Source organism: Variovorax sp. Varisp46, assembly GCF_059491885.1.
In genome coordinates this window covers 2,287,878-2,303,039 of record NZ_CP168515.1, presented here as the reverse complement: position 1 = coordinate 2,303,039, position 15,162 = coordinate 2,287,878, and the positions used below count along the sequence as shown (strand labels likewise).

General features: G+C 66.8%; 16 protein-coding genes. 11 read left to right on the top strand and 5 right to left on the bottom strand.

The window, feature by feature from the left end:
- Positions 1 to 39 precede the first annotated feature (39 nt).
- The 4 genes from ACEN9N_RS10865 to ACEN9N_RS10850 are packed head-to-tail and all read right to left on the bottom strand — an operon-like array spanning position 40 to position 3,447.
- The gene (locus ACEN9N_RS10865; RefSeq protein WP_413311636.1) at positions 40 to 816 is read right to left on the bottom strand and encodes a glycosyltransferase family 2 protein; all 777 of its coding nucleotides are present in this window, start codon (positions 814 to 816) and stop codon (positions 40 to 42) included.
- Positions 783 to 1,580, bottom strand: a complete 798-nt coding sequence (locus ACEN9N_RS10860) for a lysophospholipid acyltransferase family protein (RefSeq protein WP_007829217.1) — start codon at positions 1,578 to 1,580, stop codon at positions 783 to 785. Before ACEN9N_RS10860 ends, ACEN9N_RS10865 begins: the two co-directional genes overlap by 34 nt.
- Before the next feature lie 41 nt (positions 1,581 to 1,621).
- The gene (locus ACEN9N_RS10855; protein ID WP_495656055.1) at positions 1,622 to 2,656 is read right to left on the bottom strand and encodes a chorismate transformation FkbO/Hyg5 family protein; all 1,035 of its coding nucleotides are present in this window, start codon (positions 2,654 to 2,656) and stop codon (positions 1,622 to 1,624) included.
- A 2-nt stretch (positions 2,657 to 2,658) separates the two neighbouring features.
- The gene (locus ACEN9N_RS10850) at positions 2,659 to 3,447 is read right to left on the bottom strand and encodes a class I SAM-dependent methyltransferase (RefSeq protein ID WP_413311640.1); all 789 of its coding nucleotides are present in this window, start codon (positions 3,445 to 3,447) and stop codon (positions 2,659 to 2,661) included.
- A 117-nt stretch (positions 3,448 to 3,564) separates the two neighbouring features.
- On the opposite strand from ACEN9N_RS10850, the gene ACEN9N_RS10845 reads away from it, so the two are divergent.
- The 8 genes from ACEN9N_RS10845 (at position 3,565) to rng (ending at position 10,587) form a co-directional block, all read left to right on the top strand.
- Positions 3,565 to 4,290, top strand: a complete 726-nt coding sequence (locus ACEN9N_RS10845) for a YebC/PmpR family DNA-binding transcriptional regulator (RefSeq protein ID WP_007829214.1) — start codon at positions 3,565 to 3,567, stop codon at positions 4,288 to 4,290.
- A gap of 46 nt (positions 4,291 to 4,336) precedes the next feature.
- Positions 4,337 to 5,635, top strand: coding sequence for a phosphoribosylamine--glycine ligase (gene purD, locus ACEN9N_RS10840; RefSeq protein ID WP_007829213.1), 1,299 nt, complete (start codon positions 4,337 to 4,339; stop codon positions 5,633 to 5,635).
- Positions 5,635 to 6,552: an oxygen-dependent coproporphyrinogen oxidase gene (gene hemF, locus ACEN9N_RS10835; protein WP_495656054.1), complete on the top strand. Its 918-nt coding sequence runs from the start codon at positions 5,635 to 5,637 to the stop codon at positions 6,550 to 6,552. Before purD ends, hemF begins: the two co-directional genes overlap by 1 nt.
- A complete protein-coding gene (nadD, locus tag ACEN9N_RS10830; RefSeq protein WP_413311647.1) occupies positions 6,549 to 7,178 on the top strand; it encodes a nicotinate (nicotinamide) nucleotide adenylyltransferase in 630 nt (209 codons plus the stop codon). The genes hemF and nadD overlap by 4 nt, the downstream gene beginning before the upstream one ends.
- Positions 7,178 to 7,861, top strand: a complete 684-nt coding sequence (rsfS, locus tag ACEN9N_RS10825; RefSeq protein ID WP_413311649.1) for a ribosome silencing factor — start codon at positions 7,178 to 7,180, stop codon at positions 7,859 to 7,861. The genes nadD and rsfS overlap by 1 nt, the downstream gene beginning before the upstream one ends.
- Complete coding sequence (gene rlmH / locus ACEN9N_RS10820) at positions 7,858 to 8,337, top strand: 23S rRNA (pseudouridine(1915)-N(3))-methyltransferase RlmH (RefSeq protein WP_056598898.1); 480 nt, start codon at positions 7,858 to 7,860, stop codon at positions 8,335 to 8,337. Before rsfS ends, rlmH begins: the two co-directional genes overlap by 4 nt.
- A 113-nt stretch (positions 8,338 to 8,450) precedes the next feature.
- Entirely contained in the window at positions 8,451 to 9,053 is a 603-nt protein-coding gene (locus ACEN9N_RS10815) for a Maf family protein (RefSeq protein ID WP_413331567.1), read from the top strand.
- Positions 9,054 to 9,060: 7 nt separating this feature from the next.
- Positions 9,061 to 10,587, top strand: coding sequence for a ribonuclease G (gene rng / locus ACEN9N_RS10810; RefSeq protein WP_413331568.1), 1,527 nt, complete (start codon positions 9,061 to 9,063; stop codon positions 10,585 to 10,587).
- Here rng and msbA read toward each other — a convergent pair.
- Positions 10,584 to 12,368, bottom strand: a complete 1,785-nt coding sequence (msbA, locus tag ACEN9N_RS10805; RefSeq protein ID WP_495656053.1) for a lipid A export permease/ATP-binding protein MsbA — start codon at positions 12,366 to 12,368, stop codon at positions 10,584 to 10,586. The two genes, rng and msbA, sit on opposite strands and share 4 nt — an antisense overlap.
- A gap of 254 nt (positions 12,369 to 12,622) precedes the next feature.
- Here msbA and tolB point away from each other — a divergent pair, with 254 nt between their 5' ends.
- Genes tolB through ybgF form a run of 3 tightly spaced genes read left to right on the top strand, consistent with a single transcriptional unit; the run spans position 12,623 to position 15,145 of the window.
- Entirely contained in the window at positions 12,623 to 13,849 is a 1,227-nt protein-coding gene (gene tolB, locus ACEN9N_RS10800; protein ID WP_007829189.1) for a Tol-Pal system beta propeller repeat protein TolB, read from the top strand.
- A 28-nt stretch (positions 13,850 to 13,877) separates the two neighbouring features.
- A complete protein-coding gene (pal, locus tag ACEN9N_RS10795; protein ID WP_495656052.1) occupies positions 13,878 to 14,396 on the top strand; it encodes a peptidoglycan-associated lipoprotein Pal in 519 nt (172 codons plus the stop codon).
- A complete protein-coding gene (ybgF, locus tag ACEN9N_RS10790; protein ID WP_042672779.1) occupies positions 14,396 to 15,145 on the top strand; it encodes a tol-pal system protein YbgF in 750 nt (249 codons plus the stop codon). The genes pal and ybgF overlap by 1 nt, the downstream gene beginning before the upstream one ends.
- Positions 15,146 to 15,162: the final 17 nt, after the last annotated feature.

The following is a 15,162-nucleotide window of genomic DNA, read 5'->3' as shown; positions in this document are numbered from 1 at the left end:
TCACCCCAACCCTCTCCCGGAGGGGGAGGGGACAAGACATCAGTCCTGGAACGGCGGCTTCTTTGCCAGCTTGCGCAACACCAGCGCAGGCAGCCGCAACACGAACTCGACCATCAGCCGTGCATGCATCCACGTCAGCAGCACGTTGTCGCGCCCATAGCGGAAGTGCGAGACTCCGCCTTCTTCGGCCGTCAGGTATTTCACGGGCGCATCGATGTTCACGGGCTTGACGCCGCGCCATGCCAGCCGCACGACGGCTTCGGTATCGAAGTCGAAGCGCCGCATCCACGGCTGGCGTGCCATCACGGCGATCAGGTCGGCCACCGGGTACACGCGGAATCCGTAGAGTGAATCGCCCACGCCGGCGAACAGCGTTTCCAGCTGCGTCCATCCGTTCGACACGCGCCGCCCGCGTACGCGCAGCAGCGGCGCGCTGGCGTCGAACACCGGGCGCCCGAGCACCATCGTCTCGGGTCGGGTCAGCGATGCCTTCATGAATGCCGGGATCAGGTCCGCCGGATGCTGCCCGTCGGAGTCCATCGTCAGCGCATGCGTGAAGCCCGCGTCCTTCGCGGCGCGCAGTCCGTGCAGCACGGCAGAACCCTTGCCCTGGTTCTGCGGCAGCACCCACACGCGCAGGCCAGGATCGCTGGCGGCCATCTGCTGCAGCCGCTCGCCCGTGCCGTCGTCGCTGCCGTCGACCACTACCCACACGGGGTTCCATTGCGCGCGCGCCGCCGCGACTGTCGAGAACAGGCGTTCGCCGGTGTTGTAGCTGGGGATCAGGACAAGGTGGGTGCGCGAGGCGTCTGGCATTCGGGGGACGCGTCGATGGCGCGCTGCTCCATGTTTTGGCGGAAGTATTGTTCGAGCTCGGCCTGCAGCACGTCGCTGTTCTGCGTGGGCGCAAAGCGTTTGCCGAGCCGCAAGGTGAAGACGATGGGCAATGGCGGCACGCGCCACAGCGGCCAGCCTTTGCTGAGGTAGGGCGAATCGGTGTCGATGAACACTGTTTGAATGGGCGCTTGCGCGAGCTTGGCGATCAGCGTGGTGCCGGGACGGAACGGGTTGAGCGGCGGCGTCACCGTGCGTGTGCCTTCTGGAAAGATCACCAGCTGGCCGCCGTTGCGCAGGTCGTTCACGGCCAGTCGCACCATCGTGCGCGCCGACCTGTTGCTGATGTAGCGCGCCAGCCGCGCACCCGCGCCCAGGAAGATGTTGCCCATCAGGTCGGCCTTCATGATGCAGGCGCTGCGCGGCAGGCGCGCCACCAGCAGCAGTGCATCGAGCATGGTCGGGTGGTTGGCCACGAAGATCACGCCGGGCTCCTTGCGCATCGGGTCGAGGCAGGTGGCGTCGATGCGCATCATGCCGGTCACCGATGCCAGCCACCAGAACATGCGGTACGCAAAGGCGATGGTCATGCGGCCCAGAGCGCGTGCTGGCGCGGCCGGCATCACCGGGTGGATCAGCATGGCAACGAAGTTCCAGACCAACGAGATCAGGCCCAGGAACAGCAACAGCGCGTAGAGCATCAACGCGAGCGGAATCGACATGAGAAATCGCAGCACGCGAGTCATTGAATCAGTCAATCGGACGATGGGTGCCGGACAACGACCGGTCAGGCCCGCAGCTCGCCGGCCGCGACCGTGTGGGCCTCGATCTCGACCAGGAGGTCGCTGCGGCAGATGTCGGCTTCGAGGTACACCGCGTGGCGCGCCATCGGCGCGTCGGCGCCGAGCGTGTCCTCGATGATGCCGCGCACCGTCTCGGTGTCCGACGGATGCCGCACGTAGACCACGCAGTCGAGTTCGGCCAGCGAGAACTTCGCCGTGCCGCGCTCGTTGGCGGCCGCGATCACGGCCTGCAGGTTGCGCAGCGTTTCGCGCGTCTGCTCCGGCAGGTTGCCGCGGTGCACGGTCTCGTGGCCGACGATGCTCGCAGTGCCCGAGATGAAGAGCGCGATGTTCCCGTTGCCGATGTCTGCCAGCGCGGCGCGCGAGAAGGTTGGCGAGCGCGGGCCGTAGGTTTCGGGATAGCGGTAGGCCGAGACCTGCCGCGGGTTTTCGACCGGCAGCGGCGCCTGCTGGCCGGCCAGGAAACGGATCGACAGGGCGCCCTGGTGGATGCCCAGCGCGCAGGCCGCCGGCGCGCCTTCGAAGGCAGCACGGCCGGCTTCGAGAAACGCTTCCTGCCGGCCGAGGTTGAACTGGCGGTAGCGTTCCAGCCCGCCGCCATCGGCATTGATCTGCGGCAGGTAGTTCCAGATGCGCTGCAAGTGCGGTGTGCCGGCCTGGTCGAGCGTCTTGAAGAGATCGCGGTAGGCGCGGTGCGCGAGTTCGGCGAGGCCCTGCCTTTCTCTGGCCTCGTCGAGATCGATGGCGCCGAGCAGCCAGTGCCCGTCGGTGCGCCAGCGCGCAATGCCGGTGGTGCCCGACTCGATGCTCGGGCCGCTTGCATGCCACACGTCGGCCATGGCGCCGTTGGCAGACAGCACGCGCGCGTTGACCGTCGGCATCCAGGCCACGCCGTGCGGCGTTCCATAGCCGAGCGCCGCGAAGGGCGCCTTGCCGTCGGTGGCCAGCGCAAGGCTGGCCGGCAGAGACAAGCGCTCGACGCGCAGATGGGAAGAAGAAGTGTCGTCCTGAACTCGCACTGTCAGCTGGCCTCGGCGGGATGTTCGGGTTTGGTGGCGGTATAGGACGAGAAGACGCCGAGGCTCGCATGCCGGCGCACGTCGCAAAAGCCCGCGGTGGCCAGCGCCTGCATCACCCGCTCGGGGGGAATGCAGGCCTCGATCGTGTCCCAGTAGTAACGCCACAGTTCGGAAGTGTTGCGCTGGCGGCCGACCACGCGGGCGATCAGCGGCACGACGGCACGCATGTAGCCCTTGAGCAGCGCCGTGGCGACGCGGCCTTCGGGCTTGGTGATTTCGAGCACCGCCACGCGCCCGCCGGGGCGCAGCACGCGGTGGAATTCGCCGAAGGCCGCCGCCACGTCGCTGATGTGGCGCATGGCGTAGCCCATGCTTACGAAGTCGCAGCTGGCGTCGGGCCGGGGCAGGGCTTCGGCCACGCCGCGCACCAGCTCGACGCCGGGCAGCTTGACCTGGCTCATCATGCCGGCGCTGGGATCGACGCCCACGAGGTGGCCCATGGAGCCAATGAGCTTGAGCGCCTCCCGGGCCACGAGCCCGGTGCCGATGCCCACGTCCAGCACCTGCATGCCTGCCGAGAGTCCGGCCTGCTGCAGTGCCGCACGGCGGTACGACGGACCGGTGCCGAAGGCCAGCACGCTCTCGATGCGGTCGTAGTCCGCCGCCGTGCTGTCGAAGATGCGCAGCAGGAACGCCTGATGCTCGGCCTCGGTCTTGTAGTACAGCGGCAAAGGAGCGTGCGGCGGCAGGATGTCGGGATTCCCGGGCCCGACGGAAGGCGATGGCGTCATCGAACGATTATCACCAAAAGCCCTACCCCGAATTCCCGGCCCGCGACGGGCGTTGTGTGCGCCGGACAGTAAACTCGGAGCTTGCTTTGAAAACACAAGACAGCGAGATAGAAAGCCATGGCCGGACATAGCAAGTGGGCGAACATTCAGCACCGGAAGGGCCGCCAGGACGAGAAGCGGGGCAAGCTCTGGACCCGCGCCATTCGCGAAATCACGGTGGCCGCCCGCGCCGGCGGCGCCGACCTGGGCTCCAACCCCCGGCTGCGGCTGGCGGTGGAAAAGGCCAAGGCGGTGAACCTGCCGATCGACACCATCAAGCGCAACATCGACAAGGCCACGGGGAATCTCGAAGGCGTCAATTACGAAGAAATTCGTTACGAAGGGTACGGCATCGGCGGCGCGGCGATCATCGTCGACACCATGACCGACAACCGCGTGCGCACCGTGGCCGAAGTGCGCCACGCCTTCTCCAAGCACGGCGGCAACATGGGCACCGAAGGCTCGGTGGCCTTCCAGTTCAAGCACTGCGGCCAGTTCGTCTTTGCGCCGGGCACCAGTGAAGACAAGGTGATGGAAGTGGCGCTCGAAGCGGGCGCCGAGGACGTGGTTACCGACGACGACGGCGCCATCGAGGTAATCACCGCCGTGGCTGACTTCGAAGCAGTGAAGAACGCGCTCGAAGCCGCGGGCCTGAAGCCCGACGCGGCTGAAGTCACCATGCGCGCCGAGAACACCGTGGACGTGACCGGCGAGGACGCCGCAAGAATGCAGAAATTGCTCGACGTGCTCGAGGACCTGGACGACGTGCAGGACGTTTATCACAACGCCTCGCTGTCGGAATGAATGACTGTTTGTTTGTTGAATCACTGCGAGAAATGAAGGCCCGCGAATGAAGGTACTGGTAATTGGGGGCGGGGGCCGTGAACACGCTCTGGCATGGCGCCTGGCGCAAGCTGCCCGGGTGAGCCGCGTGTACGTGGCGCCGGGCAACGGCGGCACTGCGGGCGACGAACGCTACGACTGCATCGACATCACCGAGCCTGCCGCATTGCGCGAGTGGGCCATCAAGGAAAAGATCGCGCTGACCGTGGTCGGCCCGGAGGGGCCGCTCGCCGCGGGCGTGGTCGACGAGTTCCGTGCGCACGGCCTGCGCATCTTCGGCCCGACGCAGGCGGCCGCGCAGCTCGAAAGCTCGAAGGCGTTCTCCAAGGCGTTCATGCAGCGCCACAAAATACCGACGGCCGAATACGAGGCCTTCACCGACGCCGCCGCGGCACATGCGTACATCGATGCCAAGGGTGCACCCATCGTCGTCAAGGCCGACGGCCTGGCGGCAGGCAAGGGCGTGGTGGTGGCCATGACCGCGCAGGAAGCGCACGAGGCCGTCGACTTCATGCTGGTGGACAACAAGTTCGGGGTGTCGCACAACGAAGGCGGCGCGCGCGTCGTCATCGAAGAATTCCTGCAGGGAGAGGAAGCCAGCTTCATCGTACTGTGCGACGGCAAGAACGTGACCGCGCTGGCCACCAGCCAGGACCACAAGCGCCTGCTCGACAATGACGAAGGCCCCAACACCGGCGGCATGGGCGCGTACTCGCCCGCGCCGGTGGTCACGGCCGAGGTGCATGCGCGTGCCATGCGCGAAATCATCCTGCCGACCATCCGCGGCATGGAAAAAGACGGCATTCCGTTCACCGGCTTCCTCTATGCCGGCCTGATGATCGACGCCGCAGGCCATCCGAAGACGCTCGAATTCAACTGCCGCATGGGCGACCCCGAGACGCAGCCGATCATGATGCGTCTCAAGTCCGACCTCTTCGAAGTGTTCTGGCATGCCACCGACGGCACGCTCGACCAGGTCGAGCTCCAATGGGACCGGCGCGTGGCCCTGGGCGTGGTGATGGCCGCGCACGGCTACCCGCTGTCGCCGCGCAAGGGCGACCGCATCACCGGCATTCCGGCCGAGGCGCCCGACGCCGTGGTGTTCCACGCCGGCACGACGCTGCAGGACGGCGAGCTCAAGACCAGCGGCGGCCGCGTGCTCTGCGTGACCGTGCTGGCCGACAGCGTGAAGCAGGCGCAGCAACGGGCCTATGAGGTTGCGGCGCGTGTCAGCTTCGACGGCGCGCAATACCGCAAGGACATCGGATTCCGCGCGGTTCATGCGCGCAACCCTCACGGCGCCTGATGCTGCAAACCAACCCGGCAGCGGTCGGCGAATACCTTCGCGGGCTGCAGCAGTCGATCATCGCGGCGCTCGAGAAGGCCGATGGCGGTGCATGTGTGCGCGACGCCTGGCAGAAGGCTGCGGATGAGCCGCTGCGCGGCCACGGGCTGACTTGCATCCTCGAAGGCGGCGAACTCTTCGAGCGCGCGGGCTGCGGCTTCTCGCAGGTGCGCGGAGCGAAGCTGCCACCCTCGGCCACGCAGAACCGGCCCGAGTTGGCGGGCGCGCCTTTCGAGGCGATGGGTGTGTCGCTGGTGTTCCACCCGCGCAACCCCTACGTGCCCATCGTTCACATGAACGTGCGCATGCTGGCTGCCCTGCCCGAAGGCGGCGAGCCGGTCTGCTGGTTCGGCGGCGGCATGGACCTCACGCCTTGCTACGGTTTCCAGGAAGACGCGGTTCACTTCCACGCCGCGTGCCGCGATGCGCTTGCGCCCTTCGGCGACGATAAGTACCCGCGCTTCAAGACGTGGTGCGACGAGTATTTCTTCCTGAAGCACCGCAACGAGCAGCGCGGCATCGGCGGCATTTTCTTCGACGATTTTTCCGAGGGCGGTTTCGAGAACGGCTTCGCGCTGATCCGTTCGGTGGGCAACGGTTTCCTGCCGGCCTACCTGCCCATCGTGGAGCGCCGCCGCGCCACGCCCTACACCGAGCGCGAGCGCAACTTCCAGCTCTACCGGCGCGGCCGGTACGTGGAGTTCAACCTTGTGTGGGACCGCGGTACGCACTTCGGCCTCCAGTCGGGCGGACGCACCGAATCGATCCTGCTCTCGATGCCGCCGCTGGCAAGCTGGGCCTACCGGCAGCAGCCCGAACCGGGCAGCCCCGAAGCCGCGCTGTACAGCGACTTCATCGTGCGGCGCGACTGGTTGTGAACCCTTCCGGCAAAGCTCCCCGCATCGGCGTTTTCGGTGGCGCGTTCGACCCGCCGCACAACGCCCATGTGGCGCTTGCCGAAGCCGCGCTGGCTCAACTGGACCTTGCCGAACTGCATGTCATTCCCACCGGGCAGGCCTGGCACAAGAGCAGGGCGCTGACGCCGAAGGAAGACCGCCTCGCAATGACGCGCCTGGCCTTCTCCGGCCTGAAGGGCACCGTCGTCGTCGACAGCCGCGAAGTGCTGCGCGACGGCCCGACCTACACCCTCGACACGCTGAACGAACTGCAGCGGGAGCAGCCCGGCGCACAGCTGGTCCTGATCATGGGCGCCGACCAGGCGAGCGCATTGCCGACCTGGCACGGCTGGCAGGATATACTCGGCATTGCTATTGTTTCTGTAGCGTATCGCGCATTATCGACGGGCGACACTGCTCGTTTTGATCCGAAAATGCTGCCCGGCCTTCCGGCTGGCGCTCGTTTCGAGGCGCTCGAACTGCCACCCATGGACACCAGTGCCACCGAGATCCGGCGGTGCGCGGCGCTTGGCGTGGACATTTCCTCGCTGGTTCCGCCCACGGTTGCACGCTATATTGACCAACACCACCTCTACCGCTCTGCCTGATGACCACTGAAGCCGCCGCCAAGAAAGACACCCAGAAACTCCAGCGAGCCATCATCGATGGTCTCGAAGACGTCAAGGCGCAGGACATCCAGGTATTCGACACAGAACATCTTTCGCCGCTGTTCGAGCGCGTGATCGTCGCGTCGGGCACCTCCAATCGCCAGACCAAGGCGCTGGCCGCCAGCGTGCGCGATGCGGTGCGCGAAGCCGGTTTCGGCAAGCCGCGCATCGAGGGCGAGGACAACGGCGAGTGGATCATCGTCGACTGCGGCGCGGCCGTGGCGCACATCATGCAGCCCGCCATCCGCCAGTACTACCACCTCGAAGAGATCTGGGGCGACAAGCCGGTGCGCGCCAAGCTCGGCGGCGCCAAGCCTGCCATGGCGACCAGCTCGTCGGTCAAGGACGAACCCGAAGGCAAGAAGAAGGCCGCCGGCAAGGAGCCCACGCTGCGCCGCTCGAGCGCCTCCAAGACCGCGATCCGCGCAGCCGAGCAGGAAGCCAAGGCCGCTAAGGCCCCGGCCAGGAAAACGGCTGCGAAGAAGGTGCCTGCGAAGAAGGCGCCTGCCAAGAAGACAACCACCGCGCGCGTGCCGGTCAAGGTCGTCGGCAAGCCCGCCGCCAAGAAGCCCGCTGCGAAGAAGGCGGCGGCTGCCAAGAAGGCGCCAGCCCGCCGCGCATGAAGCTGCTGGTGGTCGCCGTCGGGCAACGCATGCCCGATTGGGCTCAGACTGCCTGGGACGACTACGCCAAGCGCTTCCCGCCCGAGCTCAAGCTCGAGCTGCGCGCCGTCAAGACCGAGCCGCGTGGCTCCAAGTCGCTGGAAACGCTGTATGCCGCCGAGCGCGAACGCATCGAGGGCGCCATTGCCAAAAGCTCGGCGCGCGGCATGCGCATCGTCGCGCTCGACGAACGCGGCACGGCACTGACCACCAAGGCGCTTGCCGCGCGGCTGCAGGCCTGGCAAGGCGAGGGCGATGACGTGGCCCTGGTCATCGGCGGGCCCGACGGCCTCGACCCGGCCTTCAAGGCTGCGGCCCACGAGCGCATCCGGCTGTCCGACCTGACGCTGCCGCACGCGATGGCGCGCGTGCTGCTGGTCGAGCAGTTGTATCGGGCGTGGTCGGTCAACGCAGGTCATCCCTACCACCGCGAATGACCAGCGCCGACAGGCGGGCCGCGCGGCTCGATGCCTCATCGGTGGCCTTGCAGCCCTTCACTTTCTTTTCGGACCCGGGCGGCCGCCGCTCGGCCCTTCAGGAGCACTGAGCCTTGTCGGATTTCATCTACCTCGCTTCACAAAGCCCCCGCCGCGCCCAACTGCTCGGCCAGCTCGGCGTTCGCCATGCACTGCTGCTGGCCGATGCAGGCGAAGACGCCGAATCGCTCGAAGCCGTGCTGCCCAATGAGGCCCCGGCGACTTACGTGCAGCGCGTCACGGCGCTGAAGCTCGATGCCGCCGTGGCCCGGCTCCGGAGCCGCGGACTGGCCGAGGCGCCGGTGCTCTGCGCGGACACCACGGTTACGCTCGGCCGCGCCATCCTCGGCAAGCCCGAGGACGAGAAGGATGCCGCGCGCATGTTGCGGATGCTGTCAGGAAGCACGCATCGCGTGCTGACGGCCGTGGCGCTGCAGCACGGCACGCAGCGCCATGCGGCGCTCAGCGTGTCGCGCGTGCGCTTCGCCGACATCACCGATGCGCAGATCGCCCGCTACGCCGACAGCGGCGAGCCACTCGGCAAGGCCGGGGCCTATGCCATCCAGGGTGCGGCGGCCGCGTTCATCGAGCACATCAGCGGGTCCTATTCGGGCATCATGGGCCTCCCCATGTTCGAGACCGCGCAGCTGCTTCGAAGCGCCGGTTTCAATACCTGAGAATTCCATGCAAGACATCCTGATCAACTGGTCTCCGCAGGAGACCCGTGTGGCGCTGGTCGAGCACGGCGCGGTGCAAGAGCTGCACGTCGAGCGCACGCTCGAGCGCGGACTCGTCGGCAACATCTACCTCGGCAAGGTGTCGCGCGTGCTGCCGGGCATGCAGTCGGCCTTCATCGACATCGGCCTGGAGCGCACTGCCTTCCTGCACGTGGCCGATATCGTCTCGCCGTTCACGCCGGGCTCGCGGCCCAGCGCACCGGCGCCCGAGCGCGACCATCGCAACGGCGGCCCGATGGTGCCGATCGAGAAGCAGGTGTTCGAAGGCCAGTCGCTGCTGGTGCAGGTCATCAAGGACCCCATCGGCACCAAGGGCGCGCGGCTGTCGACGCAGATCAGCATTGCCGGTCGACTGCTGGTGTTCCTGCCGCAGGACAACCACATCGGCGTTTCGCAGAAGATTCCGTCGGACCAGCGCGAGTCGCTGCGCAACCGCATGCTCGCGCTGATCGAGGCGGCCGCGGCTGCCGACAGCGGCGGCGTGGTGCCCGTCAACACGGGCGGCTTCATCCTGCGCACCAACGGCGAAGATTCCAGCGACCCCGAACTGGCCGAAGACATCGCCTACCTGCGCAAGACCTGGTCGCGCATCCGCGAGGCATCGATGCGCATGCCGCCGATGTCGCTGCTGCACCAGGACCTGAGCCTGCTGCAGCGCGTGCTGCGCGACATGACCAGCGAGGAAACGCAGACCATCCGCATCGATTCGCGCGAGCAGTTCGAGGTGCTGTTGAAGTTCGGCCTCGAGTTCATGCCCAAGGCGGCCGGCAAGCTGCAGCACTACAGGGGCGAGCGGCCGATCTTCGATCTGTATTCGGTCGACGAGGAAATCGCGAAGGCGCTGGGCCGGCGCGTCGAGCTCAAGTCGGGTGGCTACCTGGTGGTCGACCAGACCGAGGCGCTGACTACGGTGGACGTGAACACCGGCGGCTTCGTCGGCGCGCGCAACTTCGACGACACCATCTTCAAGACGAACCTCGAGGCGGCACAGGCCATCGCACGGCAGCTGCGGCTGCGCAACCTGGGCGGGATCATCATCGTCGACTTCATCGACATGGGCCGCGACGACCACCGCGAGCAGGTGCTGGCGGAATTCCGCAAGCAGCTTGCGCGCGACCGAGTGAAGACCACGGCCGGCGGTTTCTCGCAGCTCGGACTGGTCGAGATGACACGCAAGCGCACCCGCGAATCGCTGGCGCACATGCTGTGCGAGCCCTGCGTGGCCTGTGGCGGGCAGGGCATCGTGAAGACCGCACGCAGCGTGGCCTACGACGTGATGCGCGAAATCCTGCGCGAAGCGCGGCAGTTCACGCCGCGCGAGTTCCGCATCGTGTCGTCGCCGCAGGTGATCGAACTGTTCCTCGATGAGGAAAGCCAGCACCTGGCGGGGCTGAGCGACTTCATCGGCAAGCCGATTTCGCTGCAGTCCGAGCCCGCGATCGGGCAGGGGCAGTACGACATCGTGCTGCTTTAGAGCGTCGGATCCTGCCCCGGCGTGGCGCTGCGCACGGCCAGTGTCTGCAGCCGCGCATAGAGCCCGTCCAGCGCCATGAGCTGTGCGTGACTGCCTTGCTCCACGATGCGGCCTTGCTCCATCACGATGATCCGGTCGGCGTGCTGGATGGTCGAGAGGCGGTGGGCCACGATCAGCGTCGTGCGGTTCTGCATCAGGCGCTGCAGGGCGTCCTGAACCAGCCGCTCGGACTCGGTGTCGAGGGCCGAGGTGGCTTCGTCGAGCAGCAGCACGGGGGCGTTCTTGTACAGCGCGCGGGCAATGGCGAGGCGCTGGCGCTGGCCGCCCGACAGCTGTGTGGCGTTGTGGCCGAGCACCGTGTCCATGCCCTGGGGCAGGCTTTCGACGTGCGCACTGAGGTTGGCCGCCGCGATGCACTGCAGCACGCGCTCGCGGTCGATCTCTGCGCCCAGCGCCACGTTGGCGGCCAGCGTCTCGTTGAGCATCACGACGTCCTGGCTCACCATGGCGAACTGGGCGCGCAGGCTCTTCAGTTGCCATTCGCTGGTGTCGTGCCCATCGAGCAGCACCTGGCCGCCGCTGGGCTGCACGAAGCGGGGCAGCAGATTGACCAGCGTGGTCTTGCCCGAACCCGAGGGGCCGACGAATGCGACAACCTGGCCGGGCTCGATGGTCAGGCTCACGCCGTCGAGCGCGCGTTGTTCGTCTTCGCCTCGGTAGCTGACCTGCACATTGCGCAGCTCGATGTGTCCTTCCGCATGTTCGACCTGGAACGTGCCCTGCGACTCCGGTGCCACGTCGTCGATCAGGACCAGCCCGCGCTCCAGTGCGGCGAGGCCGCGCGTGATCGGGCCGGCCACTTCGGCGAGGCGCCGGATCGGCGCAATCAGCATCAGCATGGCCGTGATGTAGGCAACGAAGCCGCCCACCGTGAAGCCCTGCTTGCCGCTTTGCCAGAGCGCGATCATCACCACCACCGACAGCGCGAGAGACGCCATCATCTGCGTGAGCGGCGTGGTGGCCGCCTGCGCGATGGTCGACTTCACGGCCAGGCGGTTCAGTCGCTGGCTCAGCTGTTCGAAGCGGCGGCCTTGCGCGCCTTCCGCGCCGTGCAGGCGCACCACGCGGTGGGCGAGCACGTTCTCCTCGACCACGTAGGCCAGTTCGTCGGTGGCCTGCTGGCCTTGCTGGGTGAGGCGGTACAGCCGCTTGGAGAACACCTTCATGATCCAGGAGATGCTGGGCACGAGGAATGCGACGATCAGGGTGAGCTTCCAGTTCAGGTAAACCAGATAGCCGAGCAGCGCGATGAGCGTGAAGCCGTCGCGCGAAAGGCCGAGCAGCGCCTGCACCAGCAGCATTGCGCCGGTCTGCACTTCGTAGACCACCGTGTTCGACAGGGTGCTGGCCGATTGGCGCGCGAACAGCGCGAGTTCGGCGCCGAGCAGGTGCTCGAACAGCACCCGTCGCAGCTTCTGCATGCCTTCGTTGGCGATGCGCGACAGGGCGTACTGGGAGATGAACTGGGCGATGCCGCGCACCGCGAACAGCAGCAGCACGGCGGCAGGCACGAACCACAGGGGCATTTCGCCGCGCGTGAAGCCGCGATCGAGCAGTGGCTTCAACAGCGCGGCCATCAGCGGCTCGGTGATTGCAGCCAGCATCGCCCCGCTCAGTCCGAGGGCCCACCATTGGCGCGAACCGCCAAACCAGGTCATGAGTCGCGCCAGACGGCGCATCAGGGGAGGGCGGGCGTTCTCGCCGCCGGGGGATGCTTGCATGGCGGCGGATTCTACGGGGGGCCTCGTTCAGCGCTTGCCGCGGTTGCTTCTGTAGGACCGCGCCGCTCGATAAACGTTTTGTGACGGCCGCCCCAAGCCAGTGTGTAACATGTGGCCCGACAAAGCCGGGGAGAACTTTTTACCCGGAAACCTCTCCGAATCGCATGAACAAGCCGTTGCCAACTCCAATTCCAACTCCTTCTTCATCACTTTTTGCACGCCGCACTCTCATTGCGGCCCTCGCTGCCACCCCCATGATTCCTGCACTGGCCCAGTTCCGGGTCGAGGTGTCGGGCGTCGGGCTCACGCAGTTGCCGATCGCGCTCGTTCCTTTCAAGGGCCAGGAAGGCTCGCCCCAGAAGATCTCGGACATCGTCCAGGCCGACCTGGAACGCAGCGGCCAGTTCCGCGGCGTGGATGCCTCGGGCCAGGCGCTGGACGAAGCCTCCCGTCCCGACCTGTCGCTGTGGCGCCAGCGCACCGCCGACTCGCTCGTGGTGGGCAGCGTCACCCGGCTGGGCGACGGCCGCTTCGACGTGAAGTTCCGCCTGTGGGATGTGGTGAAGGGGCAGGATCTCGGTGGCCAGAGCTACACCGTGCCGCAAGGCGACCTGCGCCTTGCCTCGCACCGCATTGCCGACTACGTCTACGAGAAGCTGACCGGCGAAAAGGGCATCTTCTCGACCCGCATCGCTTACGTCACCAAGGGTGGCAGCCGCTACTCGCTGTGGGTGGCCGATGCCGACGGCGAGAACGCACAAGCCGCGCTCGCCAGCCCCGAACCCATCATCTCGCCCTGCTGGTCCTCCAATGGCCAGCAGCTGGCATACGTGTCCTTCGAATCGCGCAAGCCGGTCGTGTACGTGCACAACGTGGCCAGCGGCCAGCGCCGGCTGCTTGCGAACTTCAAGGGTTCCAACAGCGCACCGGCCTGGGCGCCCGACGGCAATTCGCTCGCCGTCACGCTCAGCCGCGACGGCGGCTCGCAGCTGTTCTCCATCCCGGCCGGTGGCGGCGAACCGCGTCGCCTGACGCAAAGCGCAAGCATCGACACCGAGCCTGTGTACTCGGCCGACGGCGGCACCATCTATTTCGTGAGCGATCGCGGCGGTGCGCCCCAGATCTACAAGATGAGTGCCAGCGGCGGCAACCCGACGCGGGTGACCTTCAGCGGCACCTACAACATCTCTCCGTCTGTCAGCGGCGATGGCCGGTGGTTGGCCTACATCTCCCGCGTGGGCGGTGCCTTCAAACTCCATGTGATGGAGTTGGCAACCGGCAACGTCAGCGCGATCACCGACACCTCCGCGGACGAAAGTCCAAGCTTTGCCCCGAACAGCAAGCTGATCGTCTACGCAACGCACCTGCAAGGCCGCGAAGCGCTCATGACGACCACGCTCGATGGAAAAATAAAGGCACGGCTTGCGGGACAGGCGGGAGACATCAGGGAACCGGACTGGGGTCCGTTTCAAAAGCAATGACCAAGGTTTATTTGAGGAGTTTGAAAAAATGTTGAAACGTACGATTTATTCGCTGGCCATCGTGGCTCTCATCGCCGGTTGCTCGTCGGGCACCAAGCTCACCGACACGCCCGTGACCGACGGGCGCGGCACCTCGGGCCAGCAGGGCGGCGGCGCCAGCACCGTGACGCCAGTCAACGCCGATCAGAACGCCGGCACCGCGCAGGGTCCGGTTGGCGTGGCGCGCATCGTCTATTTCGACTATGACAGCTACACCGTCAAGCCCGAATTCCAGTCGCTGATCGACGGCCACGCCAGGTTCCTCAAGGCCAATCCGCAGCGCCGCGTCTCGATCGAAGGCCACACCGACGAACGTGGCGGGCGTGAATACAACCTGGCGCTCGGCCAGAAGCGTGCCGAAGCCGTCCGCCGCGCGCTGACCCTGCTGGGCGTGAGCGATGGCCAGATCGAGGCCGTGAGCTTCGGCAAGGAAAAGCCTGCCGTCCCGGGCTCGGGTGAGGAAGTATGGGCACAGAACCGCCGCGCCGAACTCCGCTACACCCGGTGATGCCACGCGCTCTCATGCGGGGCGCGGCGCTGGCCGCCGCCCTGCTTTGCGTCTCGATGGGGTCGCAGGCCGCACTGTTCGAGGATGACGAGGCTCGCCGCGCCATCCTCGATCTGCGCCAGCGCGTCGAGGCCATGCGCCAGCAGACCGACCAGCGGCTGACCGACGAGAACGGTCAGTTGCGCCGCAGCCTGCTCGACCTGCAGAACCAGATCGAGCAGATGCGCGGCGACCTCGCCCGCATGACCGGCCAGAACGAGCAGCTCACGCGCACGCTGAGCGAGATGCAGTCGCGCCAGAGCACCATCGACGACAAGCTCAAGCAGAGCGAGCCCTCGAAGGTATCGGTGGACGGCCGCGAGTTCACCGCCGATCCCAAGGAAAAGGCCGACTTCGACGCCGCCCTCGGCGTGTTCCGCTCGGGCCAGTTCGCGCAGGCGCAGACCGCGTTCGCCGAATTCGTCAAGCGCTACCCGCAGAGCGGCTACAACGCTTCTGCGCTGTTCTGGCTCGGCAATGCGCAGTACGCCACGCGCAACTACAACGAGGCCATCGCGAACTTCCGCTCCATGCTCTCGCTCGCGCCCGACCATGCCAAGGCCCCCGAGGCCGTGCTGTCGATCGCGAACTGCCAGATCGAGCTGAAGGACACGCGCGCCGCGCGCCGCACGTTGGAAGACCTGACCAAGGCCTATCCGCAGTCCGAAGCCGCGCAGGCCGGCCGCGAGCGCCTCTCGCGCCTGCGTTGATGCCGGCGGAGCCTTGC

What these genes read in the sequence shown, in the direction of transcription:
- ACEN9N_RS10865 (WP_413311636.1), bottom strand. Translation starts at nt 816, where the DNA reads ATGCCAGACGCCTCGCGCACCCACCTTGTCCTGATCCCCAGCTACAAC.
- ACEN9N_RS10860 (WP_007829217.1), bottom strand. Translation starts at nt 1,580, where the DNA reads ATGACTCGCGTGCTGCGATTTCTCATGTCGATTCCGCTCGCGTTGATG.
- ACEN9N_RS10850 (WP_413311640.1), bottom strand. Translation starts at nt 3,447, where the DNA reads ATGACGCCATCGCCTTCCGTCGGGCCCGGGAATCCCGACATCCTGCCG.
- ACEN9N_RS10845 (WP_007829214.1), top strand. Translation starts at nt 3,565, where the DNA reads ATGGCCGGACATAGCAAGTGGGCGAACATTCAGCACCGGAAGGGCCGC.
- purD (WP_007829213.1), top strand. Translation starts at nt 4,337, where the DNA reads ATGAAGGTACTGGTAATTGGGGGCGGGGGCCGTGAACACGCTCTGGCA.
- hemF (WP_495656054.1), top strand. Translation starts at nt 5,635, where the DNA reads ATGCTGCAAACCAACCCGGCAGCGGTCGGCGAATACCTTCGCGGGCTG.
- rsfS (WP_413311649.1), top strand. Translation starts at nt 7,178, where the DNA reads ATGACCACTGAAGCCGCCGCCAAGAAAGACACCCAGAAACTCCAGCGA.
- rlmH (WP_056598898.1), top strand. Translation starts at nt 7,858, where the DNA reads ATGAAGCTGCTGGTGGTCGCCGTCGGGCAACGCATGCCCGATTGGGCT.
- rng (WP_413331568.1), top strand. Translation starts at nt 9,061, where the DNA reads ATGCAAGACATCCTGATCAACTGGTCTCCGCAGGAGACCCGTGTGGCG.
- msbA (WP_495656053.1), bottom strand. Translation starts at nt 12,368, where the DNA reads ATGCAAGCATCCCCCGGCGGCGAGAACGCCCGCCCTCCCCTGATGCGC.
- tolB (WP_007829189.1), top strand. Translation starts at nt 12,623, where the DNA reads ATGATTCCTGCACTGGCCCAGTTCCGGGTCGAGGTGTCGGGCGTCGGG.
- pal (WP_495656052.1), top strand. Translation starts at nt 13,878, where the DNA reads ATGTTGAAACGTACGATTTATTCGCTGGCCATCGTGGCTCTCATCGCC.
- ybgF (WP_042672779.1), top strand. Translation starts at nt 14,396, where the DNA reads ATGCCACGCGCTCTCATGCGGGGCGCGGCGCTGGCCGCCGCCCTGCTT.